Raw genomic sequence first — 25,533 nt, forward strand, 5'->3', positions numbered from 1 at the left:
TGGGGCTGCCCTTGGGCGGCCCCAGCGACTAAATTCGGTACATGACGGACACAAAGCGAGAGATCGAGCGCAAGTACGAGTTCCCCGCGGACGGCGGACCGTCCGGGCGGTCCGGGCAGTCGGACCTGTCGGACCTGCCGGATCTGAGTGGGATCGACGGTGTCTCGGCCCTCTCCCCGCAGGGCGTGGTGGAACTCGACGCCGTCTACTACGACACCGCCGACCTGCGTCTCGCCGCCGACCAGCTCACCCTGCGCCGCAGGACGGGCGGCGACGACGCGGGCTGGCACCTCAAGTTCCCGGTGTCCACCGGTATCCGCGACGAGATCCAGGCGCCGCTCGCCGACACCGTGCCGCGTGACCTGGCCCTCCTGCTGCGCTCCCGCGTCCGCAACGCCGAGCTGCTCCCGGTCGTACGGCTGCGCTCCTCCCGCGACCTCGGCCACCTGGTCGACGCCGAGGGCGTGCCGCTCGCCGAGGTGAGCGTCGACGCCGTACGCGCGGAACGCCTCGGCGAGGCCGTCGTCGTCACCACGTGGACCGAGGTCGAGGTGGAACTGGCCGACGGCGCCGATCCCGCGCTCCTCGACGCGGTGGAGAAGCGGCTGCGCCGGGCGGGCCTGCGCCCGTCGTCCTCGGCGTCCAAGCTGGGCAGGGCGCTGGCCGAGACGTCGGGGCCCGTGGGGGCCGGGGCGAAGAGGGCGGCCGGTTCCGGGAGGAAGAAGGGCGGGTCCGAGAAGAAGAGCGGGCCCGTGAAGAAGGGCGGGCCCGGAAAGGATGCCGGCCCCGGCACCGCGGGCGACCACGTACTGGCCTACCTCCGCACACAGGCCGACGCGATCATCGCCCAGGACCCCGCAGTCCGCCGCGACCTGCCGGACTCCGTGCACCAGATGCGGGTCGCCACCCGCCGGATCCGCTCCGCCTTCCGTACGTTCCGCCAGATCCTCGACCGGACCGTCACCGAACCGATCGGCGAGGAACTCAAGTGGCTCGCGGCGGAACTGGGCATCGACCGCGACCACGAGGTGCTCGGCGCGCGGATGCGCGAGCAGATCGACGCGCTGCCGGGGACGCTGCTCCTCGGCCCCGTACGCGCCCGGCTCCAGACGTGGACCGTCTCCCAGCGGGCCGGATCGAGGGAGCGGACACTCTCCGTACTCGACAGCGCGCGCTACCTGGCCCTGCTGGAGACGATCGAGGCGCTGCTCGCCGACCCGCCGCTGCGGAAGGCCGCCGCGGCGACGCCCGACAAGGCGATGCCCAAGGCGGTCCTCAAGGTCTACGACCGGCTGGCGGGCCGGGTCGAGCACGCCCTGGCCCTCCCGCCCGGCGAGGAGCGCGACCTGGCCCTCCACAACGCCCGCAAGGCGGCCAAGCGCGCCCGGTACGCGGCCGAGGCGGCCCGGCCCGACCTCGGCGGGCCGGCGAAGCGGTTCGCCAAGCGGATGAAGGCCGTACAGAACGTGCTCGGCGACCACCAGGACAGCGTGGTGGCCCGTGACGCCCTGCGGACCCTGGCGATCCAGGCCCACGCGGCCGGGGAGTCCGCCTTCACCTGGGGGTTGCTGTACGGGCAGGAGGAGGCGCGGGGAGAGCGCAGGGAGCGGGAGCTGCCGGGGGTGTGGGCGGAGGCGTCCGCCCCCCGTTTGCGGGCGGCGCTGCGGGGGTGAGCTCCGGGGTAGTCTGGATGGTCACCCAGCTGCCCGCTCACGAAGGTTCGCTATGCCTGTCGAATCGGTCTTCCCACAGCTCGAAGCTCTGCTCCCGCATGTGCAGAAGCCGATCCAATACGTCGGTGGTGAGCTCAACTCCACGGTCAAGCCGTGGGACGAGTGCGATGTCCATTGGGCGCTCATGTACCCCGACGCGTACGAGGTCGGGCTGCCCAACCAGGGCGTCATGATCCTTTACGAGGTACTGAACGAGCGCGAGGGCGTGCTCGCCGAGCGTACGTACAGCGTCTGGCCGGACCTCGAAGAGCTGATGCGCGAGCACAAGGTCCCGCAGTTCACGGTGGACTCGCACCGGCCCGTCAGCGCCTTCGACGTCTTCGGGCTGAGCTTCTCCACCGAGCTCGGCTACACCAACATGCTCACCGCCCTGGACCTCGCGGGCATCCCGCTGGCGGCCAGGGACCGGACCGTCGACCACCCCATCGTGCTCGCGGGCGGCCACGCGGCCTTCAACCCCGAGCCGATCGCGGAGTTCATCGACTGCGTGGTCATCGGCGACGGCGAGCAGGCGGTCCTGGAGATCACCGAGATCGTCCGGGCCTGGAAGGCGGAGGGCCGCCCCGGCGGGCGCGAGGAGGTCCTGCTCCGGCTCGCGAAGACCGGTGGCGTGTACGTGCCGGGCTTCTACGACGTCGAGTACCTCGCGGACGGCCGGATCGCCCGCGTCGTACCGAACAGGAGCGGTGTCCCGTGGCGGGTGTCCAAGCACACCGTCATGGACCTGGACGAGTGGCCGTACCCGAAGCAGCCGCTCGTACCGCTCGCCGAGACCGTCCACGAGCGCATGTCCGTGGAGATCTTCCGTGGCTGCACCCGCGGCTGCCGCTTCTGCCAGGCCGGGATGATCACGCGTCCGGTACGCGAGCGCAGCATCACCGGTATCGGTGACATGGTCGACAAGGGACTGAAGGCGACCGGCTTCGAGGAGGTCGGCCTGCTCTCGCTGTCCTCCGCCGACCACAGCGAGATCGGCGATGTCGCCAAGGGGCTGGCCGACCGGTACGAGGAGGACAAGATCGGCCTGTCCCTGCCGTCCACCCGTGTCGACGCCTTCAACGTCGACCTCGCCAACGAGCTGACCAGGAACGGCCGCAGGTCCGGTCTGACCTTCGCGCCCGAGGGCGGCTCCGAGCGGCTGCGCAAGGTCATCAACAAGATGGTCTCGGAGGAGGACCTGATCCGTACGGTCTCCACGGCCTACGGCAACGGCTGGCGGCAGGTGAAGCTGTACTTCATGTGCGGCCTGCCGACCGAGACCGACGAGGACGTCCTCCAGATCGGCGACATGGCGGTCAACGTCATCGCCGAGGGCCGCAAGGTGTCCGGGCAGAACGACATCCGCTGCACGGTCTCGATCGGCGGCTTCGTGCCCAAGCCGCACACCCCCTTCCAGTGGGCGCCGCAGCTGAGCGCCGAGGAGACGGACGCCCGGCTGGAGAAGCTCCGCGACAAGATCCGCGCGGACAAGAAGTACGGCCGCTCGATCGGCTTCCGCTACCACGACGGCAAGCCCGGCATCGTAGAGGGCCTGCTGTCGCGCGGCGACCGCCGGATCGGCTCGGTCATCCGCGCGGTGTACGAGGACGGCGGCCGCTTCGACGGCTGGCGTGAGCACTTCTCGTACGACCGCTGGATGGCCTGCGCGGAGAAGGCGCTGCCCGAGTACGGCGTGGACGTGGCCTGGTACACGACGCGTGAGCGCACGTACGAGGAGGTCCTGCCCTGGGACCACCTGGACTCGGGTCTCGACAAGGACTGGCTCTGGGAGGACTGGCAGGACTCGCTGGACGAGACCGAGGTCGAGGACTGCCGCTGGACGCCCTGCTTCGATTGCGGCGTCTGTCCTCAGATGGACACCGAGATCCAGATCGGCCCGACGGGGAAGAAGCTGCTGCCGCTCACGGTCAAGTGACGCCCAGGAAACCCCCGGCCGGCGTGGTCGGGGGTTTCTGCGCCCGCTCAGAGGCGGTTCACACGGTCACGCCACGATGAGAAGCCCACGTCCGGGCGGCGTCGGGGCCGGCATGATTTCGACGCTTCTTGTCACTGTCATGACCCTTCTGGTTGGACCGGGAACTGACCTTGCTGACCCGCCCCGGCTGCTCGGCCTGTCCTTCTTCGCGGGGTGGCGAAGCAGCCGGGGCGGGCGATTGAACCCCTCCTCCTCCGAGGCTTTGTCTCGCCGCACGGGAGGCCGAGTGTCTTTTACTCGGAGGGGGAGGGGGCTTTGTATCCGTCCTCCATCGCGAGGTGCCGGCGGACGAGGCCGTCAAGCTCGGTGATGCAGTCGGAGCAGGCGAAGAGCGGAGCGTGCGCCCCGCTGGACCAGACAGGGCCCACCCACGAGACGGTGACGCCGTCCCGGCGGCAATAGAGCCAGCAGGCCCCGACGACCCACTCACGCCTGCCACCGGCGAGCGGAGGGATGGCCTCGCTCACGGCGACTCCGGTCATCAGGGGGACGCCTCCAGCTCGGTGGTCCTGTGCTCGATCGGCCGGAAGACGCGGTGAGGTTGAGCCATGCGCCAGGGAGCGTGGGCATCGAAGATCAGAACCTTCTCGCCGCCGGGGCCGACCGACCTCATATCTCTGATCGGGTGATACACGCCGTCGAGGAGAACGCTGTCCCCGACCCGCACATCCAGGGGATGCACGTCGGTGGCGTAGGTGTTGATCGGTGTGCGAGGCGGGCGGGACCGCGTTAGGTGCGTCACCGCCACACCGCCAATACGAGGGTGCCGCTCAGGGCGCCGATCGTCGCTACGCAGATGGCCTGCTCCGTACGGGGGTTCACTCGTCGCGCTCCAAGGCTCCCGGCTTCCTGCCGTGCCTCACTTGGCGGAGCTGGTAGACGGCGGCAGTCGTACGAGTGGCCAAGGCCAGGGCCCGCATGTGCTCGTACGCGAATCCGGGCGGCGTGGTCTTGCTGGGCTGCGCCTCGTCGCTGAGCAGTTGCCGAGCCGTTTTGTGCAGCTCCCGCGACTGGGGAGTCTCAACGTCCCAGATCTCGCTGTGGATCAGGAGGGCGAGGTGTCCACGAAGCTTCGCTGTCGTCGAGTCCACCCACCATCGCTCGGGGAGCGCGAGGCGGATTTCGAGGGCCTGCTTCACGGTGTGCGCGATCGTCATGAAGTCGATCGCGTAAGACGCCGAATCGCAGGTCTCTTCGAATCCTGTACTTCCGGCTCTGCCGGTGGCATTGGGCTCGTTCGAAGTCCCTGTTGTGGTGCTCACCCCGCTACCTCATCAGCCGTGGTCGACGCGCTGCCCGCGTCGCACTTGCCGATGTAGGCCGCGAAGACCCGATGCTCGATGAGCCAGTCACGTAACCGCTGTCGAACCTCAGGGGAATGGGCGATCTCCGCTTCGCTTGGCACCACCATTCCTTCAACGGCACCGCTCAGCACCAGAAGCTCGACCTCGGGCCACTGCTGACGTTCGGCGCGCGGGATGGTGAGTGGCGAGTGGTCATGGTGTTCGGCTGCCACGACCCAGTCACGTGCCTCGGCGTGAACTCGTAAGCCATGCATGGTGGCAACAGCGGCAGGTGAAGGGGAGTCGGGAAGGCAGGCGTAGAGCACGACACGCGTGCGCTCGGGGAATCCTGAAGCCGCGTCGGCGAGAGTGCGACGACGGCTGGTGTCTGCTTCGGTCCGGGGCATGTCCAACAGACTGCCGGTGCCGCCCATTTACGGGAACGCCCTGGGCGTACGACCTTGAAGAATCGCCATATATCAAGTCGTACGCCATGTAGGGGTTTTGGTGATCGCCCAATTGCAGCTCCTACGTCTCGTAGGAGCTTGGGGCGTCACACCTGCTCAGAGGGCTGTTTTTCCTGTCGCTCGCGCAAAGCCGCCGTCAATGGGCGGGCGCATTCCGATGAGCTTGTGGACACGGCGAAGGCGCGCAGTTGAGCCATTGCCCACCTTCTCGGCGATCACAGAGGGCAGGGTCTGATGCCGAGCCCAGTCAGGGACCTCACGAAGAGCCGCTTCCAGCGTGTCCAGGGATCGGTCCCACAAGCGAGCGTCAGCCAAGGCCAACGCCTTATCCATCTGGAAGCGGTTCTGCGCCGCTTTCGGGAGAGCGGAGGTGTCCTCGTCATGAATTGAATCGATCAGCTTCAATGCTTTGCCCGTTTGGCCGAGGCTCAAGTTGATCCCGACAGCCTGCGTTGTCGCTGACACGGGGCCGAAGAGAGTCCCGTGTGCCCTGTGCTCTCGGGTCATCCGGGCGCCTGTCGCATGGGATTGCGACAAGTAGTCAGCGGCGAGTTCCTTGTTCCCCATCCTGCTCGCCACGACGGCTGCGAAGTTGATGTGGCTGCCGTACGCCGTCAACTCGGCCGGCGTCGCGCTCGAAAAGCGAGGCTCGATAGCCGTCGCAGACCGCTCAGCGAGCTTCAGGGCGTCACTCAGCCGTGCGTCCCGCAAGTAGACCCAGGAGCGCCCCGAAGCGACCAGCGCGGAACGCATCTCGTCGGCTGAACGGTCGGCGGCCACCTGTGCGTGCCCGATCGCCGCGTACGCGAGATCGCGCACCCCGATCAGGTTGGCCACGTAGGCGGAGATGCGGTAGGCGTCTGCCAGTACCGCCCATCCGCCGGTCCGGGCGTCGGCCGGCTGCTCGCGGAGGTAGGCGGCGGCCGAGATGAGGAACGGAGCGCACACGGCCCCCGCCTCCACGTACCGACCCTTCCAATACAGTTCCCAGCACCGTGCCGTCGCGGCAGTCAGTTCGTCGAGAGTGACTGGTTCGGCAGTCTCCGGGAGGATGCCGGCGGCCGTGTCGTGAACGGCGGAGGACAGCGCTCGCACCATCTTGCGGTCGTCCTGTGCCATCTTGCGGCGGGGAGCCTGCTGACCTTGGATGACCGAGATATCCGCACCCAGGGCATCAGAGAGAGCCATCAGCGTGGGAAGGGTCAGACGCCGGTCCTGCTCGGCGGACTGGATGGTCGCGACTGACAGGCCGGTCATATGGGCCAGTTGGACCTGGGAGACATCGCGCCCGCGTAGAAACTGGATTCGTTCACCCGTGCTGTAGTCGGACCACTGCGTCATCTTCGACTCAACTCCGTTCAGGGGCTCGGGCTGTCTTTGAACGGTACCCGGGTGCCATTGCGTGACGCGCTGAAAACGGCGGGCCCTAGCTCGCGGTGACGCTCCCTGTTGTGTGGCTGTGTGATCAGTCCGTCGGATGGTGATCGAGATCGGCCCGACCGATCAGAAGCCGCTGCCGCTCACCGTGGGGTGAGGCCCGTCGGGCCTTGTAGGGGTCGGGCGGGCACTGCCGCGTGTGTCGGCTGAGCGTCCTCAGGCTGAGCCGAGGCGCGGGCCCGTCACGGGAGGGAATCCGGGGCCGGGCCTCGGTGCGCGTGCACAATGGCGTGATGCCGCAGTTCATCGCCCCTGATGTCCGTGTCCAGGCCTCCTTCCTCGACGCGATGAAGGAGTTCGTGGAAGAGGGAGCCGATGAACGGTCGTTACTCCTCCACGAAATGGAGCAGTACGCGACGACCTGGCATCGGCCCGATGTCTTCGCGTCGTACGTGGAGCGGCTCAACGCCGAACCCTTGGAGGAGACTCCACGCATCGAGGGCTGGGTTCCCAACACCACTCTCTGGTACGTCGAGGGCAACACCTTCCTGGGGCGCCTCGCCATCCGGCACCGGCTCAACCCGTTCCTGCGGGAAGTGGGCGGCCACATCGGCTACGCCGTACGCCCCAGCGCCCGCCGCCGGGGGCATGCCACCGCCATGCTCGCCGCCTCGCTGCCCGTGGCGCGGGAGATCGGCATCTCGTCCGTGCTGGTCACCTGCGACACCGACAACACGGCATCGCGCAAAGTGATCGAGGCGGCCGGCGGTGTTCTGGAGGACGTGCGCGGCGGAAAGCTGCGCTACTGGATTCGGACGGACGGCTGAGAGCCGTGTGTGCGGGATTCCCGCACTGGGTGTACGGGAGCGCGGGCGGGGCAGGACTGCGTGTGGGGCCGCCTGTCCAAGCCTGGGGAACCTCTGGCGGACCGTGCGCGTACTCTGGGTAGTACAACGATCGTCCCCGGCGCGGACCCCGCACCCGAGATCTCCTCGTACAGGCGGGGCTGAGCCGGGACCCGGGGGCAGCCCCGACGTCCGAGGGCGGCGCGTTACCGCGTACCGCCCGCACCGAGGAGAAGAACCACTGGGCAAGCGACAGCCCGAAGGCCCGCCGCCCGCACCGGCGGTGCAGCGCATCCGACTGCGCTACACCAAGCGCGGCCGCCTCCGGTTCACCAGCCACCGTGACTTCCAGCGTGCTTTCGAGCGGGCATTGCGCCGCGCCGAGGTGCCCATGGCCTACTCGGCGGGGTTCACTCCGCACCCGAAGGTCTCCTACGCCAATGCCGCCCCCACCGGCACGGGCAGTGAGGCCGAGTTCCTGGAAATCGCCCTGGTGGAGGCGTGCGATCCCGACAAGCTGCGTGAGCTGCTCGACGAGTCGCTGCCGACCGGTCTCGACATCATCGACGCTGTCGAGGCCCGCACCTCGGGACTCGCCGACCGGCTGACCGCTTCCGTATGGGAGCTGAGGCTGGACGGCGTCGGCCCGGAGGAGGCCGGACAAGCCGTGTCCGCCTTCCTCGCCGCCGAAACGGTCGAGGTCGAGCGCCGTACGAAGAACGGCATGAGGACATTCGACGCACGGGGCGCCGTGGTCGGCCTGGAGGTCGCCCAGTCGGCGGCCGATAGGCCGGGGGACGGGCCCTGTGCGATACTGCGCCTGGTTGTTCGGCACGTGACACCTGCCGTGCGACCCGACGACGTCCTGTCCGGTCTCCGAGCTGTGGCCGACCTGGCGCCGCCGGTCCCCGCAGCGGTGACCAGGCTGGCGCAGGGGCTCTTCGACGAGGAGACCGGCACGGTGACCGACCCGCTCGCGCCCGACCGCGAGGCAGCCCGGCCCGCCCCATCCAAGGCCGCCGGATCCGCCGCCGCGAAGGCGCCGGAAGGTGCAGGTTCCGCGTAAGGCGGTCGTTGTAGCGCAGCCCTGGTACTCGGCAGTCACCGGGATCGGGCGGCGCACTGACCAGAAGACTTTCGCCAGGCCGTGCGCACAACGCGTAGGGAACCGGCGAGCCAGACATAACAGCTCCCGTGCGGCGCCCGCGCCCCGGACGGCGGCATTCGCGCACTGCGCGGGCCGCGGCCGGACCGGAATCAGGCGTGGCGCCCGGGAGCGTGACGGGAGAACCGCCCGCATGCTTGAGCCCACAGAACCCGGCACCCCCGGGGACACCGACAACGAAGACAACAACACACCCAGCGATACGCTGCCGCCGCGCCGCAGGCGCCGCGCGGCGTCCCGCCCGGCGGGCCCGCCCACCTCGGCCGCCGAGGCCAAGGGCGCCGAGAGTGTGACCGAGACCGTCACTCCGGCCATACCGGCCGCCGAGGCCGCTGGGGCGGCCGAGAGCGACACGAGCGCCACCGTGGCGTCGCAGGAGGCACCGTCCGCCGAGGCGCCCGCGCCGCGTGCGCGTCGCCGTGCGACCCGTAAGGCCGCCGCTCCTGAAGCCGTGGCTCCTGAGGTGGTCGTTTCCGAGGCGCCTGCCGCGCAGCCCGCTGAGGTTGTGGAGGCCGCTGTGTCGGAGGAGCCGGCCGCGCCGCGTGCGCGTCGCCGTGCCACCCGTAAGGCCGCCGCACCCGAGGCCGTGGCTCCTGAGGTGGTCGTTTCCGAGGCGCCTGCCGCGCAGCCCGCTGAGGTTGTGGAGGCCGCTGTGTCGGAGGAGCCGGCCGCGCCGCGTGCGCGTCGCCGTGCCACCCGTAAGGCCACCGCCCCGGTCGGCAGCCCCGAGGCCGTTTCCGGGACCGTGGCTCCCGAGGTCATCGCCGAGCCGGTGAAGGCGGCTCAGACCGCCGAGGTCGCGGCCGTGGAGAGCCCGGCCGAGGAGGTCGCCCCCGCCGAGCCGCGTGCGCGTCGCCGTGCCACCCGCAGGGCCACCGCGCCCGCCGGTGCGCCGGGGAACGACGAGAAGCCGGCGAGTGACGGCACGCAGGCGGCCGGTGACAAGCCGGTGACCGACAGCGGGACCGTCGCGGGCGAGAGCCTGCCGCAGGGCGCTGTCGTACAGATCGCCGCCGACGAGGAAAACGTCAAGGCCGCCGAGAAGGCCGCCACCCGTGGCCGTACCCGCCGCCGGGGCGCCGCGCCCGAGACCGCCACGGCCGCTCCTGAGGCGGCGCCCGCCGGGGAGAAGCCCAAGGACAGGGCCGCCGAGAAGCCCGCCGGGAAGCCCGCCGAGAAGACGAAGGCCAAGCAGAGGGAGACCGAGGCGCCCGAGCGCTCGCGCCGCCGTTCCGCGCGGCCCGCCGTCGCCGTCTTCCAGGCGCCCGTCTTCACCGAGCCGATGTTCCAGACCCCGGAGACCGCCGCCGCTGCCGCGGCCGCCGCCGGACCCGTGGACGACGAGGACGAGGACGAGACGGAGACGCCCGTCGCGGCGGCCGCGCCCGTCGCCGCGCCGGAGCCCGCCGGCCGTCGCCGTCGCCGCCGTCGTGGTGAGTCCGCCGAGCCCGTGGAGGCCGCTCCGGCCGCCGCCGCGCAGACGCCGAAGGCGCCCGTGGAGGAGCCCGAGGCCGAGGCGGAGCAGTCCGACGACTCCGACGGCGACGACACCACCGAGTACGACGACCGTCCCTCGCGCCGCCGTCGCAGGGGCGGCCGCCGCCGTCGCCGTGGCGAGTCCGCCGAGGCGGACGAGGCCGCGGACGAGCAGCAGGACGAGCCCGCCGACCGTTCCGAGCCCACCGCCGAGCGCGCCGAGGACGGCGACAGCGGCCGGGAGGCCGACGCGGACGACGAGGAGCAGGACGAGCCCGAGAGCTCCTCGGGTTCGGGCTCCTCCAGCAGCCGTCGCCGTCGCCGCAGGCGCCGTCGCAGCGGTGACGGCGGTTCCGACGCGGAGTCGGGCGGCGACGACCCGGAGCGTACGGTCGTCAAGGTCCGTGAGCCGCGCAAGAAGGAAGAGCGCGAGCACAGCACCAGCTCCGACGAGGTGCAGTCCATCAAGGGCTCGACCCGTCTGGAGGCCAAGAAGCAGCGCCGCCGCGAGGGGCGCGAGCAGGGCCGCCGCCGGGTGCCGATCATCACCGAGGCGGAGTTCCTCGCCCGTCGTGAGGCCGTCGAACGCGTGATGGTCGTCCGCCAGAGCGGCGAGCGCACCCAGATCGGTGTCCTCGAGGACGACGTGCTCGTCGAGCACTACGTCAACAAGGAACAGGCCACCAGCTACGTCGGCAATGTCTACCTGGGCAAGGTGCAGAACGTACTGCCCTCCATGGAGGCCGCCTTCGTCGACATCGGCAAGGGACGCAACGCCGTCCTGTACGCCGGTGAGGTCAACTTCGAGGCGCTGGGCATGGCCAACGGCCCGCGCCGGATCGAGACCGCCCTCAAGTCCGGCCAGTCGGTGCTCGTCCAGGTGACGAAGGACCCGATCGGCCACAAGGGCGCGCGTCTGACCAGCCAGGTGTCGCTGCCCGGCCGTTACCTGGTCTACGTGCCCGAGGGCTCGATGACCGGCATCAGCCGCAAGCTGCCCGACACCGAGCGCGCCCGGCTGAAGACCATCCTCAAGAAGATCGTCCCCGAGGACGCGGGCGTCATCGTCCGTACGGCCGCCGAGGGCGCCAGCGAGGACGAGCTGCGCCGCGATGTCGAGCGGCTCCAGGGGCAGTGGGAGGACATCAAGAAGAAGGCGAAGAGCGGTAACGCGCCGACCCTTCTCTACGGTGAGCCCGACATGACCGTCCGGGTCGTCCGCGACATCTTCAACGAGGACTTCTCGAAGGTCATCGTCAGCGGTGACGAGGCATGGCAGACCATCCACGGCTATGTCGCGCATGTCGCGCCGGACCTGTCCGACCGGCTGACGCGCTGGACGAGCGAGGTCGACGTCTTCGCGACGTACCGCATCGACGAGCAGCTGATGAAGGCGCTGGACCGCAAGGTCTGGCTGCCGAGCGGTGGCTCGCTGGTGATCGACAAGACCGAGGCCATGATCGTGGTCGACGTCAACACCGGGAAGTTCACCGGCCAGGGCGGCAACCTCGAGGAGACCGTCACCAGGAACAACCTGGAGGCGGCCGAGGAGATCGTGCGCCAGCTGCGGCTGCGCGACCTGGGCGGCATCGTCGTCATCGACTTCATCGACATGGTGCTCGAATCCAACCGGGACCTGGTGCTGCGGCGCCTGCTGGAGTGCCTGGGCCGGGACCGTACGAAGCACCAGGTCGCCGAGGTGACCTCGCTCGGGCTGGTCCAGATGACCCGGAAGCGGGTCGGCCAGGGACTGCTGGAGTCGTTCTCCGAGACCTGCGTCCACTGCAACGGCCGCGGCGTGATCGTCCACATGGAACAGCCCGTGGCGTCCGGTGGCGGCGGTAACGGCAAGCGTTCCAAGAAGCGCGGCCGTGGCGGTGCGTCCGGTACGGACCACGATCACGATCACGAGCACGAGTACGCCGGTACGGAGACCGAGGCCGAGAGCGAGGCCGAGGTCGCGGCGGAGGTGGCGGCGCCGACCGCTCTGCCCGAGCCCGAGTTCGTTCCGGACGAGGAGCTGTTCAGCAGCGTGGCGGAGGCGGAGGCGGCCGTACGTGGCCGTTCGCGCCGTCGCGCGTCGCGCAAGGCGTCGGCCCCCGCCGGTTCCCCGAAGGCGGCGGAGCCGCAGGTCGCAGAGGCGCCGCAGGCGGCTCCGGTGGCCCAGGCGCCCGTCGACGAAGCCCCGGTGGAGGCCCCGGTGGCCGCTCCCGTACAGGAGCAGCCGCAGGAGCAGGCGCCTGCCGAGGACGCGGCTCCCACGCGTCCGCGCCGTCGGGCCACCCGTAAGGCGTCGGCTCCGGCCGGTTCACCGAAGGCCACGGAGGCGGCTGCCGCCGCCGAGGTGGTCGTGCCCGTCGCCGCCGAGCCCGAGGCCGTACCGGAGACCGCCGTGTCCGAGCCGGTCGTGTCCGAGGCGCCCGCCGTCGAGGACGCGCCTGTCGCGGCCCCGCCGCGAGCGTGCCGCCGGGCGACCCGCAAGGCCACCGCGCCGGCCGGTTCGCCCTCGGGTACCGAGGAAGCGGCGGTCGTCGTCGTGGAGTCGGCCAAGGCCGACGCGCCCGCCGCGCCGGAGGAGCCGGAGCCCGAGGCTCCCGCGCCGGCCAAGAAGACGGCCCGCAAGGCCGCCACCAAGAAGGCCCCGGCGAAGTCGACGGCCGCCAGGAAGACGGCGGCCAAGAAGACGACGACGGCGAAGAAGACCGCGGCGAAGAAGGCGACGGCCAAGAAGACGGCCAAGTCGACGACGAAGAAGACCGCGGCGGCCGAGCAGCAGGCGCCCTCGGGCGTCACGGCCTCCACGGAGGACTGAGCCGCTACGGAGCGCTGAGCCTCCACGGAGGACTGACCGCGCCGGACGAGCAGGTCGTACGTTCCGTACGGACGAGTAAGCCGTACGGAACGTGCGTACGACGACGGCCCGCCGGCCGGCCCGGACATCCGGGCCGGCCGGCGGGCCGTCGCCGGTCCGGCGCGGGTCAGCGGGCACGGGGGCTGGTTTGACCCCCTGTACAGCGGCCCCGTACTCTAAACCTTCGGCGTGTTCCATGCGCGCCCACCCCTGAGCACCCACCTCCCGGATCTCCGGGAGAGGCCGCTCATCCTCTCCGGATCATCACGGCCCCCGGGCCGTGTGAGCGGCTGGCATCAGGGGGTCCGTTCCGAGCGAGAGTGAGTTCCGCGTGTACGCCATCGTGCGCAGCGGTGGCCGCCAGCACAAGGTTGCTGTCGGCGACATCGTTGAGGTTGACAAGATTTCCACCGCCAAGGTTGGCGACACGGTCGAGCTCTCGACCCTGCTCGTGGTTGACGGCGAAGCCGTCACCAGCGACCCGTGGGTGCTGGACGGCATCAAGGTCACGGCCGAGGTCGTGGACCACCACAAGGGCGCGAAGATCGACATCCTTCGCTACAAGAACAAGACCGGCTACCGCCGTCGCCAGGGTCACCGCCAGCAGTACACGGCGATCAAGGTCACCGGTATCCCCGCGGCTGCGAAGTAAGGGACTGAGGAGACATGGCACACAAGAAGGGCGCATCGTCCACCCGGAACGGGCGCGACTCGAATGCACAGCGGCTCGGCGTGAAGCGCTTCGGCGGTCAGCTCGTCAACGCCGGTGAAATCCTCGTCCGCCAGCGCGGCACGCACTTCCACCCCGGCTCCGGCGTCGGCCGCGGCGGCGACGACACGCTGTTCGCGCTGAACGCCGGCTCGGTGGAGTTCGGCACCAGCCGCGGCCGCAAGGTCGTGAACATCGTTCCGGTCGCCTGATCCTCAGGTAGTCGTAGAACGGTTTCTTCGCGAGGGCGGACCTCACTTCCCGGAGACGGGAAGCGGGTCCGCCCTTCGCGCGTTAGAGGTATGACATTTCCGTATGTACTGGAGGCAATCCCCATGACCACCTTCGTGGACCGCGTCGAGCTGCATGTCGCCGCGGGTAACGGAGGCCACGGCTGCGCCTCCGTACATCGTGAGAAGTTCAAGCCGCTCGGCGGACCCGACGGCGGTAACGGCGGCCGGGGCGGCGACGTCATCCTGGTCGTCGACCAGTCGGTGACCACCCTGCTCGAGTACCACCACTCGCCGCACCGCAAGGCCACCAACGGCAAGCCCGGCGAGGGCGGCAACCGCTCCGGCAAGGACGGCCAGGACCTGGTCCTGCCGGTGCCGGACGGCACGGTCGTCCTCGACAAGCAGGGCAATGTCCTCGCGGACCTGGTCGGTCAGGGCACCACCTTCGTCGCCGCCGAGGGCGGCCGTGGCGGCCTCGGCAACGCCGCGCTGGCCTCGGCCCGCCGCAAGGCCCCCGGCTTCGCGCTGCTCGGCGTGCCCGGCACGGGCGGGGATGTCGTCCTGGAGCTCAAGACGGTCGCCGATGTGGCGCTCGTCGGCTACCCGAGCGCCGGCAAGTCCTCGCTGATCTCCGTGCTCTCCGCCGCCAAGCCCAAGATCGCGGACTATCCCTTCACCACCCTGGTCCCCAACCTGGGCGTGGTCACGGCGGGTTCGACCGTCTACACGATCGCGGACGTCCCCGGTCTGATCCCGGGCGCCAGCCAGGGCCGCGGCCTCGGCCTCGAATTCCTGCGCCATGTCGAGCGGTGCTCGGTGCTCGTCCATGTCCTGGACACGGCCACGCTGGAGTCCGACCGTGACCCGGTCTCCGACCTCGATGTCATCGAGGAGGAGCTGAAGCAGTACGGCGGTCTGGACGACCGGCCGCGCATCGTCGTCCTCAACAAGATCGACATCCCGGACGGCCAGGACCTCGCCGACATCATCCGTCCCGACCTGGAGAAGCGCGGCTACCGCGTCTACGAGGCGTCCGCCGTGGCCCACATGGGACTCAAGGAACTGTCCTTCGCGCTCGCCGAGATCGTCGCCCAGGCCCGTGCCGACAAGCCGAAGGAGGAGGCGACCCGGATCGTCATCCGTCCGAAGGCCGTCGACGACGCGGGCTTCGTCGTCACCCTGGAGGACGACGGAATCTACCGGGTGCGCGGTGAGAAGCCGGAACGCTGGGTCCGCCAGACCGACTTCAGCAACGACGAGGCCGTCGGCTACCTCGCGGACCGGCTGAGCCGGCTCGGTGTCGAGGAGGAGCTGATGAAGGCCGGAGCCCACGCGGGCGACGCGGTGGCGATCGGCGCCGAGGACAACGCGGTCGTCTTCGACTGGGAGCCCACGGTGATGGCGGGCGCGGAGATGCTCGGCCGTCGCGGTGAGGACCACCGTATGGAGGTCCCGCGTCCGGCGGCGCAGCGCCGCAGGGACCGGGAGGGCGAACGGGACGACGCGGACCGCGAGTACGACGAGTTCGGCCCCTTCTAGGGCGTGTTGCGACGGTTCCCGGCCCGGAACCGTCGCCGACGCGGGCGGTCATGGCGCTTTCGCCGTGGCCGCCCGCTCCGTCATGTCTCTCGCCGCCGTCCCGCCGCCGTCGCTTCCCCCGCCCCTGTACCAGCGCGGCGTCGCCGTAGGTGACCGCGAACAGCCGTTCCGTAGCCTCTCATCTGGGACCCCCCGTGCTCTGACGTGAAACTTATGTGGTCTCCTTCACGTACGACTCCCGGCCACGCACCGTTGGTGTACTGGTCTTCGCAGGTGAATCAGGGGTTGCGGGCCGGTGTCGCTCGGTCGTGGTCCACCTTGCAAGAGGATTGCCGGGGGTGGGACCATCGCTGCATCCTCTGAGCCCGCAAGGTAGGTCAGTCCTGTGTCTGCAACTCCCGCTTCCGCGTCGTCCGCGAAGCCCCGCACCACCGCCATCGTCCTGGCGGGTGGTACCGGTCAGCGTGTGGGCCTGTCGATCCCGAAGCAGCTGCTGAAGATCGCGGGAAAGGCGGTCATCGAGCACACGCTGTGGATTTTCGAGCAGGCCGAGTCCATCGACGATGTGATCGTGCTGATGGCCCCCGGCTTCGTGCCCGACGTGGAGAAGATCGTCGCGAAGGCGGGACTGACCAAGGTCAGCAAGGTCATCGAGGGCGGCCAGACCCGGAACGAGACCACCGAGCGTGCCATCGCCGCCCTGGGTGAGGGCCTGGCCGAGGGCGAGGACCGCAATGTCCTCTTCCACGACGCCGTCCGCCCGCTGCTGTCGCAGCGCGTGATCAAGGACTGTGTCGACGCGCTGGACCGCTACCAGGCGGTGGACGTGGCGATCCCGTCCGCGGACACGATCATCGTGACCCGTACGCACGGCGGCGACGGCGAGTTCATCACGGACGTCCCGGACCGGTCCCGGCTGCGGCGCGGCCAGACCCCGCAGGCGTTCAAGCTCTCCACCGTCCGCAAGGCGTACGAGGTCGCCGCGACCGACCCCAACTTCCAGGCCACCGACGACTGTTCCGTGGTGCTGAAGTACCTGCCGGACGTGCCGATCTACGTCGTCGCGGGCGACGAGTACAACATGAAGGTGACCCAGCCGGTCGACGTCTTCATCGCCGACAAGCTCTTCCAGCTGGCCACCGCCACGGCCCCGGAGCAGCCCTCCGAAGAGGCCTACCGTGAGCTGCTGACCGGCAAGACGCTGGTCGTCTTCGGCGGCTCGTACGGCATCGGCGCGGACATCTCGCAGCTCGCCGAGTCCTTCGGCGCCACGGTGTACGCGCTGGGCCGCTCCACCACCGGTACGCATGTGGAGAACCCGGAGCACGTGGACGACGCGCTGTCCCGCGCCTACGCGGAGACCGGCCGTATCGACTACGTCATCAACACGGCGGGCGTGCTGCGCATCGGCAAGCTGGCCGAGACGGACAACACCACCATTCAGGAAGCACTGAACGTCAACTACCTGGCGCCGGTGCAGATCGCCCGCGCCTCGTACAAGTACCTGGTGGAGACCAAGGGCCAGCTGCTGCTCTACACCTCCAGCAGCTACACCCGGGGCCGCGCGGAGTACAGCCTGTACTCGTCCACCAAGGCCGCCATGGTGAATCTGACCCAGGCGCTCTCGGACGAATGGGCCGGTGAGGGAATCCGGGTGAACTGCGTGAATCCCGAGCGCACCGCCACTCCCATGCGTACCAAGGCGTTCGGCCAGGAGCCCGAGGGTTCGCTGCTTTCCTCCGAGGCCGTCGCCAAGACCTCACTCGATGTGCTGCTTTCCGAGCTGACCGGCCACGTCATCGACGTACGTCAGCAGGACCCGACCCGGGGTGCCTCGGAGGCCTCCGGATTCGAGCAGGCGCTGGCGGCCGTTCTGGACCGTCAGGAAGATGTGTAATAATTCTCGACAATCTTGATAAGGGCCTCCGTGGTCGCCGCTGTGCGAACTACGGAGGCCCGAGTTCTTGAAAGTGTCTCTTCACACTTTCGTTGCAGGTCAACTTTGTTGCAAGGTCAATTTCCGGCACGGTCTGGAGCAGGTTTTCCGTGATTTCGACAGCCATCCGCCTGGCCCGAGTGGGCAGCGGATCAGAGCTGGCAGCCGCACTTCTTCTGGGGCTGAGTTTCCCGTGCGTCATGCTCGCCGCGATACTTCCCAATATCTGGCTCTTCGCCGCCGCGGCGGCCGTGACCTATCTCGCGGACACGTTTCTGCACCGGCGCGGCAGCTATTTGGTCAACCGGCTCGCCAAGGTGCGGGCCGGCCTGTCGATCCGTTTCCTGATCCGGCAGATGCTGCTGGTGCTGCTGGTGGCGCGCTCGGGACTCGGTGAGGACCGGATCTTCTATGTGACCGTCATCGCGGTGCTGATGTTCTACGGGCTCCAGGCACCGCACGGCGCGATCGTCACGCTGCTCCGGCTGCGCCGCAGGCTGCCCGTGGTCACCCGCAACATCGACCTCGGCGCCATCCGGATCCCGGACGCCCCGCCGCGCAAGCTGCTCAACCGCTCCGCCGAGAAGATGCTCCACCTGGACGTCTTCGCCATGGTGGGTGTGATCGTCACGCTCCAGACCCGCGACAACATCTACGGCTTCGCGGGCCTGGGCCTCAGCCTGCTGCTCGCCGTCGGCTACATCGCCGCGCTGCTGCCGTACATGCGGCCGAGCCGGCTCGTACCCCCGGCCGACAAGGTGCTCGCGGCGGTGGACGAATGGCTGGGCGAGTACCGGCCGACCGTGATGCTGTACTTCTCCGGATCCAAGGAGTCCGCGTACCAGGTCAACATGTGGCTGGACACGATGGACAAGATGGAGGGCCGGCCGCTGATCGTCCTGCGGGAGCGGGCCATCGCGAACCAGCTGGCCCCGACGGCCGTGCCGGTGCTCTGCGTCCCGGGCGGCGTACACCTGATGAACCTGGACCTGTCGACCGTGCGGGTCGCGCTGTACGCGGCCAACGTCGGCAAGAACATCCACATGCTGCGCGTGCCGACCATGAAGCACGTCTTCATCGGGCACGGCGACAGCGACAAGCTGGCCAGCGTCAACCCGTACAGCAAGGCCTACGACGAGGTGTGGACGGCGGGCCGGGCCGGCCGCGACCGCTACGCGCTGGCCGACGTCGGTGTGCGGGACGAGGACATCGTCGAGGTGGGCCGCCCGCAGCTGGCCCCGATCGAGAAGGGGACCGGTTCGCCGAAGAACCCCATCCCCACGGTGCTCTACGCCCCGACCTGGGAGGGCTGGGACGACAACCCCGGCAACACCTCGCTGCTGCTGGCCGGCGAGAACATCATCAAGCGGCTGCTCAACGCCGAGCAGCCGGTGCGTGTTCTCTACAAGCCGCACCCCTTCACCGGTACGCGCAGCGCCAAGGCGAAGGCCGTGCACGCGCGGATCATCTCGCTGGTCGAGAAGGCCGCCGCCGCCCGCGGCACCGACGCCCGCTGGGCGAAGGAGGCGGCCGGGCTGCGCGAGCGGCAGAGCGCCGCGAACGCCGAACTGGCCCGTATCCAGGCGCGGTTGAACGAGCTGTCCGGAGTGTCGGAGGGCGGCAGGGACGAGGCCGAGGCATCGCGTGACGCCAAGGCGGACCCGGCGCGGCAGGCGGAGCTGGCGCGGCTGCGGAGCGAGTGGAACACCGCGTACTGGCAGTCCTTCCCCTGGTGGGAGCACCGGGTCATCAGCGGCGCCGAGCCCCGGCTGTACGACTGCTTCAACGAGTCGGACGCCATGGTCTCCGACATCTCCAGCGTGGTCTCGGACTTCATCGCTAGCGGTAAGCCGTACGCGGTCACCGACTCCGCGGAGCTGGGAGCCGAGGAGTTCAGGCGGCAGAACACCGCGGTGCGGGCCGCCGTGATCCTCTCCAACAGCGCCGAGGAACTGGGCCAGTTGCTCGCGGCGGTCGCCGATCCGTCCGCCGACCGGCTGGCGGACGACCGCCACGAGCTCAAGCGGTACCTGCTGGGTCCCGACGAGCCGACGTCGATAGAGCAGTTCAACGCGGCGGCGCGTGCGCTGGCCGTGAAGTCCGAGGCGCGCAACGTGGGTGTGGAAGAGCGCCTCGCGGAGCCCGCGGAGGCACCGGCGCCGGACGATTCCGTACCGGCCGAACCGCGGGCCGAGGAAGGCCTGGAGACGTCCAAGGACGCGCGGACCGAGCCCGAGAACAATGACCTGGACTCGCCCGTGCGGGGCTGACGCCTCCTGGTAGGTACGACTCGACGACGGCCCGGCCGGGCGCTTTCGAGCGCTCCGCCGGGCCGTCGTGTCCGTGGTCCGCTGTGGTCCCGTGCGGTCCGCGGGGGAGCGATCGCCCGGCGTACGACGGCACTTGACGTGCGCATGTGACTGGCATCACGATGATGACGATGCTTACCGGACAACCAATATTACGTTCCGCTTGTCTTGACTTTCGATGAACGAATTGTCATTTCCTGATGTGAGCGTGATCGTCGGGGCGTACGAAGCCATGCCCTACCTGGTCCGCTGCCTGGAGTCGGTGCGGGCCCAGACGCTGGCCCACCGCATCGAGGTCGTCGCTGTAGACGACGGCTCGACCGATGGCACGGGGGAATATCTGGAGAAGTTCGCGGCCTCGTCCACCATCCCGACCAGGGTGGTACGACAGGCCAACTCGGGCGGCCCCAGCGGGCCGCGCAACGTGGGCCTCGGTCTGGCCCGGGGGCGCTACGTGTTCTTCCTGGACGCGGACGACCACCTGGGCGAGGAAGCGCTGGAACGCATGGTGGCCATGGCCGACCGCGCCGGAACGGACGTGGTGCTCGGCAAGGTCGAGGGCGTGAACCGGGGCGCGCCCGGCTCCATGTGGGGCCGGACGGCCGAGCGCGTCGACATCCACCAGTCGCAGGTGATGTTCACACTGAGCGCGCAGAAGCTCTTCCGGCGCGAGCTGATCGAGCGGATCGGCCTGCGCTTCGACGAGGGCCTGAAGACCGGGGAGGACGCCCTCTTCACGATGGAGGCGTACATCCGGGGCGGCGGCGTCTCGGTGATCTCCGACTACACCTGCTACTACCTGGTCGGCCGTGCGGACGGCAAGCATGTGACGAAGAGCGGCGGCTACGAGCTGCGGTTCGAGTCCGCGGCGGCCCTGATGCGGCTCATCACCGAACTCGTGCCGGCGGGCCCCAAGCGCGACCGGCTGCTGGTCAGACCTTTCACGGTCGGGCTGCTCCAGCAGTTCGCCCACGGCATCCTGAAGCAGCCGGAGAAGGCCCAGCGGCACCGGATGGAACTGGCGGCGCCCCTGATGGCCCAGTACTGGAGCCCCGGTGTGGCGAGACACATCAAGGTCGCCGAGCGGCTGCGGCTGGAGTGCGTCGCCCTCGGGCGGTTCGACCTGCTGCGGGACATGCTCACCTTCATCAAGGCGGAGACGAGGCCCGAGGTGGTCCGCCGGGGCCTGGCACGGACGCCGTACCTCGCCTACCCGCACTACGGGGAGAAGGGCACCGGCCTGAGGGACGCCTCGTACGAGGTGACCGTGCGCGACTGGGTGGGCAGGCCGGGGCTGGAGCGCATAGAGCCGCCCTCGGTCGTACGAAGACGCAAGTCCCTCACGCGCAGGGTGATCCGGAGACTGCGCACCCAGCTGCGGGGAGTGTCCGTACCGGCCTCGTCCGCGGTGGCACCGGGAAGCCCCGGACCGGGATGAGCGAGGCAGCGGCGCGCGCCCGGTGACGCGTGGGGAGCGCCGAGGCCTGTCGCCCGTCAGCGGCGGCCGTCGTGATGGCGCGGGTGCCGGACAGAGGTACGGACCGGGCGCGCGGCCACCGTGGTACTGACCCGTGTGTCCGCCCGCGTGAAAGCCACCGCCCACTCCTCCACGCACTCCCTGGCGCTCACGCGCGCGCCTCCGCGCAGACCGGATTCACCCTCCCGAGGTGGCCGGCGGGAAGCCGGGCCGGAAATCGTAGGTAAAATCGGACTGTCGGGCGACGCCCGGACAGCATCGGAATCTCAGCATGGGATAGGGATTGTGAAGGCTCTCGTACTGTCCGGTGGGGCGGGTACCCGTCTACGCCCCATCACGCACACCTCCGCGAAGCAACTCGTGCCCGTGGCGAACAAGCCCGTGCTCTTCTACGGCCTCGAGGCCATCGCCGAGGCGGGCATCACCGAGGTCGGCGTCATCGTCGGCGACACCGCCGAGGAGATCCGTGACGCGGTCGGTGACGGCTCCCAGTTCGGCATAAAGGTCACCTACCTCCAGCAGGACGCCCCGCTCGGGCTGGCGCACGCCGTCCTCATCGCCCGTGACTTCCTCGGCGACGACGACTTCGTCATGTACCTGGGGGACAACTTCATCGTCGGTGGCATCACCGGCCTGGTGGACGGCTTCCGCGAGGACCGGCCCGACGCGCAGATCCTGCTGACGAAGGTGCCCAACCCGACGTCCTTCGGTGTGGCCGAACTCGGCGCCGACGGCCGGGTGGTGGCCCTGGAGGAGAAGCCGAAGGAGCCGAAGAGCGATCTCGCCCTCGTCGGCGTCTACCTCTTCACCCCGGCCGTCCACGAGGCCGTTCGTGCCATCGAGCCGTCCTGGCGTGGCGAGTTGGAGATCACCCACGCCATCCAGTGGCTGATCGACCAGCGGCGCGACGTCCGTTCCACGACCATCTCCGGGTACTGGAAGGACACCGGCAATGTCACCGACATGCTGGAGGTCAACCGCTCGGTGCTGGAGACCGTCGAGCCGTGCCGGGACGGAAACGTCGACGAGGCGACGGAGATCATAGGGCGGGTCAGGATCGAGGCGGGCGCGCAGGTGACCGGCAGCCGGATCGTCGGCCCCGCGATCATCGGGGCGGGCACGGTGGTCAGCGACGCCTACATCGGTCCCTTCACCTCGGTCTCCGAGGGGTGCAGGATCGAGGACAGCGAGATCGAGTACTCCATCGTGCTGCGGGGATCCTCCCTCACCGGCGTGCGCCGGGTGGAGGCATCGCTGATCGGCCGCGATGTCGAGATCACCCCCGCGCCCCGTAACCCGTCCGCCCACCGTCTCGTCCTCGGTGACCACAGCAAGGTGCAGATCTCCTCATGACCACAAGGATTCTCGTGACCGGCGGTGCCGGCTTCATCGGCTCGCACTACGTCCGTACGGTCCTGGGCCCGCAGGGCCCCGGCGACGTCGAGATCACGGTCCTCGACAAGCTGACCTACGCGGGTAATCCGGCCAATCTCGACGAGGTGCGCGACCGGCCCGGATTCGCCTTCGTGCAGGGCGACATCTGCGATCCCGAGCTGGTCGGCAAGCTGATGGCCGAGCACGACCAGGTGGTGCACTTCGCCGCCGAGTCGCATGTGGACCGTTCCATCGACGGCGGCGCGGAGTTCGTCCGTACCAACGTGGTGGGCACCCACACGCTGATCGACGCGGCGCACCGCGCGGGCGTCAAGACCTTCGTGCACATCTCCACCGACGAGGTCTACGGCTCGATCGACGAGGGTTCCTGGCCGGAGACCCACCCGCTGGAGCCCAACTCGCCCTACTCGTCGGCGAAGGCGTCCAGCGATCTGATCGCCCTCTCCTACCACCGCACCCACGGTCTCGACGTGCGGGTGACCCGCTGCTCCAACAACTACGGGCACCACCACTTCCCCGAGAAGGTCATCCCGCTGTTCATCACGAACCTGCTGGACGGCAAGAAGGTCCCGCTGTACGGCGACGGCGGCAACATCCGCGACTGGCTGCACATCGACGACCACGTCCAGGGCATCGAGCTGGTCCGTACGAAGGGCCGCGCCGGCGAGGTCTACAACATCGGCGGCGGCACGGAGCTCTCCAACAAGGAGCTGACCGGCCTGCTGCTGGAGGCCTGCGGCGCCGACTGGGACACCAGCGTCGAGTACGTCACCGACCGCAAGGGCCACGACCGCCGCTACTCCGTGGACTGCGCCAAGATCCGCTCGGAGCTGGGATACGAGCCCCGTATGGACTTCGCCAGGGGTCTCGCGGAAACCGTTCAGTGGTACCGCGACAACCGCGCGTGGTGGGAGCCCCTGAAGGAGCGTGCGGCGCTGTGAGTACCTGGCTCGTCACCGGCTCCGGCGGGATGCTGGGGCAGGATCTGCTGGCCCGGCTCGCCGAGGCGGGGGAGCGCGTGGAGGGTCTGGACCGTACCGCGCTGGACATCACCGACCCCGGCGCGGTACGTGCCGCGCTGGAGGCGCACGCGCCGGCCGTGGTGGTCAACTGCGCGGCCTGGACGGCCGTTGACGACGCCGAGGCCAAGGAGGCCGATGCGCTGGCGGTCAACGGCACCGGGCCCCGGGTCCTCGCCGAGGCATGCCGTGCCTCGGGCGCCGTCCTGCTCCAGGTCTCCACGGACTATGTCTTCGCCGGCGACGGTCGGGCCCCGTACGGAGAGGACGCCCCCACCGCCCCGCGCAGCGCGTACGGCCGCACCAAGCTGGCCGGGGAACGTGCCGTGCTCGACACGCTCCCCGACACCGGCTACGTGGTCCGTACGGCATGGCTGTACGGAGCGGGCGGCGGCAACTTCGTCCGTACGATGATCAAGCTGGAGGGCATCAAGGACACCCTGGACGTGGTGGACGACCAGCGCGGCCAGCCCACCTGGACCGGCGACCTCGCCGACCGGCTGGTCCAGCTCGGCCGGGCGGCCCTCGCGGGCACGGCCGAGCCCGGCGTCTACCACGGCACCAGCGGCGGCGAGACGACCTGGTTCGGATTCACCCGGGAGATCTTCCGGCTGCTCGGCGCGGATCCGGAGCGGGTCCGTCCGACGACCAGCGAGGCCTTCGTACGGCCCGCGCCCAGGCCCGCGTACAGCGTGCTGGGACACGAGCGGTGGAAGAATGCCGGAATCGAACCGATTCGCGACTGGCGCTCCGCGCTCGCCGAAGCGTTCCCCGGCATGGCCAAGATTGAGCGACACGAGTGAACTACTGGCCGGTAGATGTTTACGGATGGTCCCGTGTCCCACTAAGTTCACTGAGAATCAATCCCCTGTTGTTGATTCGAAGTGAAGGGCCCTTACGTGGATCGCCACGGCTTCCTGCGCCACCTGCACCGTGTGTACAAGCCCCGCAATTATCTGGAAATCGGGGTCAATGACGGGCGCAGCCTGGCACTCTCCCGGGTCCCGTCGGTGGCCATCGACCCAGCCTTCAAGGTGGTCACGTCCATCAGCTGCGATGTCCACCTGGTCAAGGCCACCAGCGACGACTTCTTCGCCCGCAAGGACCCGCTGCTCCATCTGCGCAACGGCCGCAACCCGTTCCGCGCGCTGGCCCGGCGGGATCCGGTCAACCTTCTCGGCGGGGACCCGAAGCTGGAGCTGTCGTTCATCGACGGCATGCACCTCTTCGAGTTCGCGCTGCGCGACTTCATGAACGTCGAGAAGCACTCCCGCTGGTCCAGCGTGATCGTCCTTGACGACATGCTGCCGCGCGACATCGACGAGGCCGCGCGTGACCGTCACACCAACGCGTGGACCGGAGACGTCTACAAGGTCGCGACGGTGCTGCGCCGTTACCGCCCCGATCTGCTGGTGGTCGAGGTCGACACGAAGCCCACCGGTGTGGTGGTCGTCTTCGGTGCGAACCCCGAGAGCACCGTTCTCAAGGATTCGTATGACGAAATCATCAAGGAATATGTCGTTCCCGATCCTCAGCAGGTCCCGGACGAGGTAATGGTGCGCAAGAACGCGGTCGCTCCGGAGATCCTTCTCGGCGCCGACTTCTGGCGTCCGCTCTCCCGTGCCCGTGATCTGCGCCGTGGGTACTCGGCATTCGGCCCGCTGCGCAAGCGGATCGAGGCCGTCGGCCACTGATCCTCGACCGGGATCATTGCCTTGGATCCTGGTCCTGACGCGGAAAGTTC

At 69.3% G+C, this 25,533-nt stretch carries 19 protein-coding genes; 15 read left to right on the forward strand and 4 right to left on the reverse strand.

All coding sequences use genetic code 11. The features are described 5' to 3' along the window. Positions 1 to 41 precede the first annotated feature (41 nt). Positions 42 to 1,673: a CHAD domain-containing protein gene (locus ACIOJD_RS08530; RefSeq protein ID WP_401909872.1), complete on the forward strand. Its 1,632-nt coding sequence runs from the start codon at positions 42 to 44 to the stop codon at positions 1,671 to 1,673. A 52-nt stretch (positions 1,674 to 1,725) separates the two neighbouring features. After that, complete coding sequence (locus ACIOJD_RS08535) at positions 1,726 to 3,648, forward strand: TIGR03960 family B12-binding radical SAM protein (protein ID WP_401909875.1); 1,923 nt, start codon at positions 1,726 to 1,728, stop codon at positions 3,646 to 3,648. 293 nt (positions 3,649 to 3,941) lie between these two features. Here ACIOJD_RS08535 and ACIOJD_RS08540 read toward each other — a convergent pair whose 3' ends face one another. The 4 genes from ACIOJD_RS08540 to ACIOJD_RS08555 all read right to left on the reverse strand — a co-directional run bounded on the left by ACIOJD_RS08540 (position 3,942) and on the right by ACIOJD_RS08555 (position 6,799). Continuing rightward, positions 3,942 to 4,190, reverse strand: a complete 249-nt coding sequence (locus ACIOJD_RS08540; RefSeq protein WP_401909877.1) for a hypothetical protein — start codon at positions 4,188 to 4,190, stop codon at positions 3,942 to 3,944. A 336-nt stretch (positions 4,191 to 4,526) separates the two neighbouring features. Further along, positions 4,527 to 4,865 (reverse strand): hypothetical protein, encoded by a 339-nt coding sequence (locus ACIOJD_RS08545; protein WP_401909879.1) that lies wholly within the window; start codon positions 4,863 to 4,865, stop codon positions 4,527 to 4,529. 101 nt (positions 4,866 to 4,966) lie between these two features. Continuing rightward, positions 4,967 to 5,425: a hypothetical protein gene (locus ACIOJD_RS08550; protein WP_401909881.1), complete on the reverse strand. Its 459-nt coding sequence runs from the start codon at positions 5,423 to 5,425 to the stop codon at positions 4,967 to 4,969. A gap of 129 nt (positions 5,426 to 5,554) precedes the next feature. Then, entirely contained in the window at positions 5,555 to 6,799 is a 1,245-nt protein-coding gene (locus ACIOJD_RS08555) for a helix-turn-helix domain-containing protein (protein ID WP_401909884.1), read from the reverse strand. A 329-nt stretch (positions 6,800 to 7,128) separates the two neighbouring features. Here ACIOJD_RS08555 and ACIOJD_RS08560 point away from each other — a divergent pair, with 329 nt between their 5' ends. The 13 genes from ACIOJD_RS08560 to ACIOJD_RS08620 all read left to right on the forward strand — a co-directional run bounded on the left by ACIOJD_RS08560 (position 7,129) and on the right by ACIOJD_RS08620 (position 25,483). Beyond that, on the forward strand, positions 7,129 to 7,662 hold the full coding sequence (locus ACIOJD_RS08560; RefSeq protein WP_401909885.1) for a GNAT family N-acetyltransferase: 534 nt from the start codon (positions 7,129 to 7,131) through the stop codon (positions 7,660 to 7,662). 301 nt (positions 7,663 to 7,963) lie between these two features. Next, positions 7,964 to 8,746: a TIGR03936 family radical SAM-associated protein gene (locus ACIOJD_RS08565; RefSeq protein WP_401909888.1), complete on the forward strand. Its 783-nt coding sequence runs from the start codon at positions 7,964 to 7,966 to the stop codon at positions 8,744 to 8,746. Positions 8,747 to 8,978: 232 nt separating this feature from the next. Then, complete coding sequence (locus tag ACIOJD_RS08570; RefSeq protein WP_401909891.1) at positions 8,979 to 13,133, forward strand: Rne/Rng family ribonuclease; 4,155 nt, start codon at positions 8,979 to 8,981, stop codon at positions 13,131 to 13,133. Positions 13,134 to 13,503: 370 nt separating this feature from the next. Further along, on the forward strand, positions 13,504 to 13,824 hold the full coding sequence (rplU, locus tag ACIOJD_RS08575; RefSeq protein ID WP_225017587.1) for a 50S ribosomal protein L21: 321 nt from the start codon (positions 13,504 to 13,506) through the stop codon (positions 13,822 to 13,824). A 14-nt stretch (positions 13,825 to 13,838) separates the two neighbouring features. Beyond that, complete coding sequence (gene rpmA / locus ACIOJD_RS08580; RefSeq protein WP_401880842.1) at positions 13,839 to 14,093, forward strand: 50S ribosomal protein L27; 255 nt, start codon at positions 13,839 to 13,841, stop codon at positions 14,091 to 14,093. A 123-nt stretch (positions 14,094 to 14,216) separates the two neighbouring features. Next, a complete protein-coding gene (obgE, locus tag ACIOJD_RS08585) occupies positions 14,217 to 15,653 on the forward strand; it encodes a GTPase ObgE (RefSeq protein WP_401909894.1) in 1,437 nt (478 codons plus the stop codon). Between the two features lie 385 nt (positions 15,654 to 16,038). Then, positions 16,039 to 17,550 (forward strand): SDR family NAD(P)-dependent oxidoreductase, encoded by a 1,512-nt coding sequence (locus ACIOJD_RS08590; RefSeq protein ID WP_401909896.1) that lies wholly within the window; start codon positions 16,039 to 16,041, stop codon positions 17,548 to 17,550. Between the two features lie 149 nt (positions 17,551 to 17,699). After that, positions 17,700 to 19,859, forward strand: a complete 2,160-nt coding sequence (locus ACIOJD_RS08595; RefSeq protein ID WP_401909899.1) for a hypothetical protein — start codon at positions 17,700 to 17,702, stop codon at positions 19,857 to 19,859. Between the two features lie 217 nt (positions 19,860 to 20,076). Then, positions 20,077 to 21,336 (forward strand): glycosyltransferase family 2 protein, encoded by a 1,260-nt coding sequence (locus ACIOJD_RS08600; RefSeq protein ID WP_401909902.1) that lies wholly within the window; start codon positions 20,077 to 20,079, stop codon positions 21,334 to 21,336. A gap of 324 nt (positions 21,337 to 21,660) precedes the next feature. Continuing rightward, positions 21,661 to 22,728, forward strand: coding sequence for a glucose-1-phosphate thymidylyltransferase (locus ACIOJD_RS08605; RefSeq protein ID WP_401909904.1), 1,068 nt, complete (start codon positions 21,661 to 21,663; stop codon positions 22,726 to 22,728). Further along, a complete protein-coding gene (rfbB, locus tag ACIOJD_RS08610; protein ID WP_401909907.1) occupies positions 22,725 to 23,711 on the forward strand; it encodes a dTDP-glucose 4,6-dehydratase in 987 nt (328 codons plus the stop codon). The genes ACIOJD_RS08605 and rfbB overlap by 4 nt, the downstream gene beginning before the upstream one ends. A gap of 29 nt (positions 23,712 to 23,740) precedes the next feature. After that, positions 23,741 to 24,592: a dTDP-4-dehydrorhamnose reductase gene (gene rfbD / locus ACIOJD_RS08615; protein WP_401911640.1), complete on the forward strand. Its 852-nt coding sequence runs from the start codon at positions 23,741 to 23,743 to the stop codon at positions 24,590 to 24,592. A 96-nt stretch (positions 24,593 to 24,688) separates the two neighbouring features. Next, complete coding sequence (locus ACIOJD_RS08620) at positions 24,689 to 25,483, forward strand: class I SAM-dependent methyltransferase (RefSeq protein ID WP_401909909.1); 795 nt, start codon at positions 24,689 to 24,691, stop codon at positions 25,481 to 25,483. Positions 25,484 to 25,533 lie beyond the last annotated feature (50 nt).

The organism is Streptomyces sp. NPDC088116 (assembly GCF_044741745.1).
In the GTDB taxonomy this organism is placed as follows: domain Bacteria; phylum Actinomycetota; class Actinomycetes; order Streptomycetales; family Streptomycetaceae; genus Streptomyces.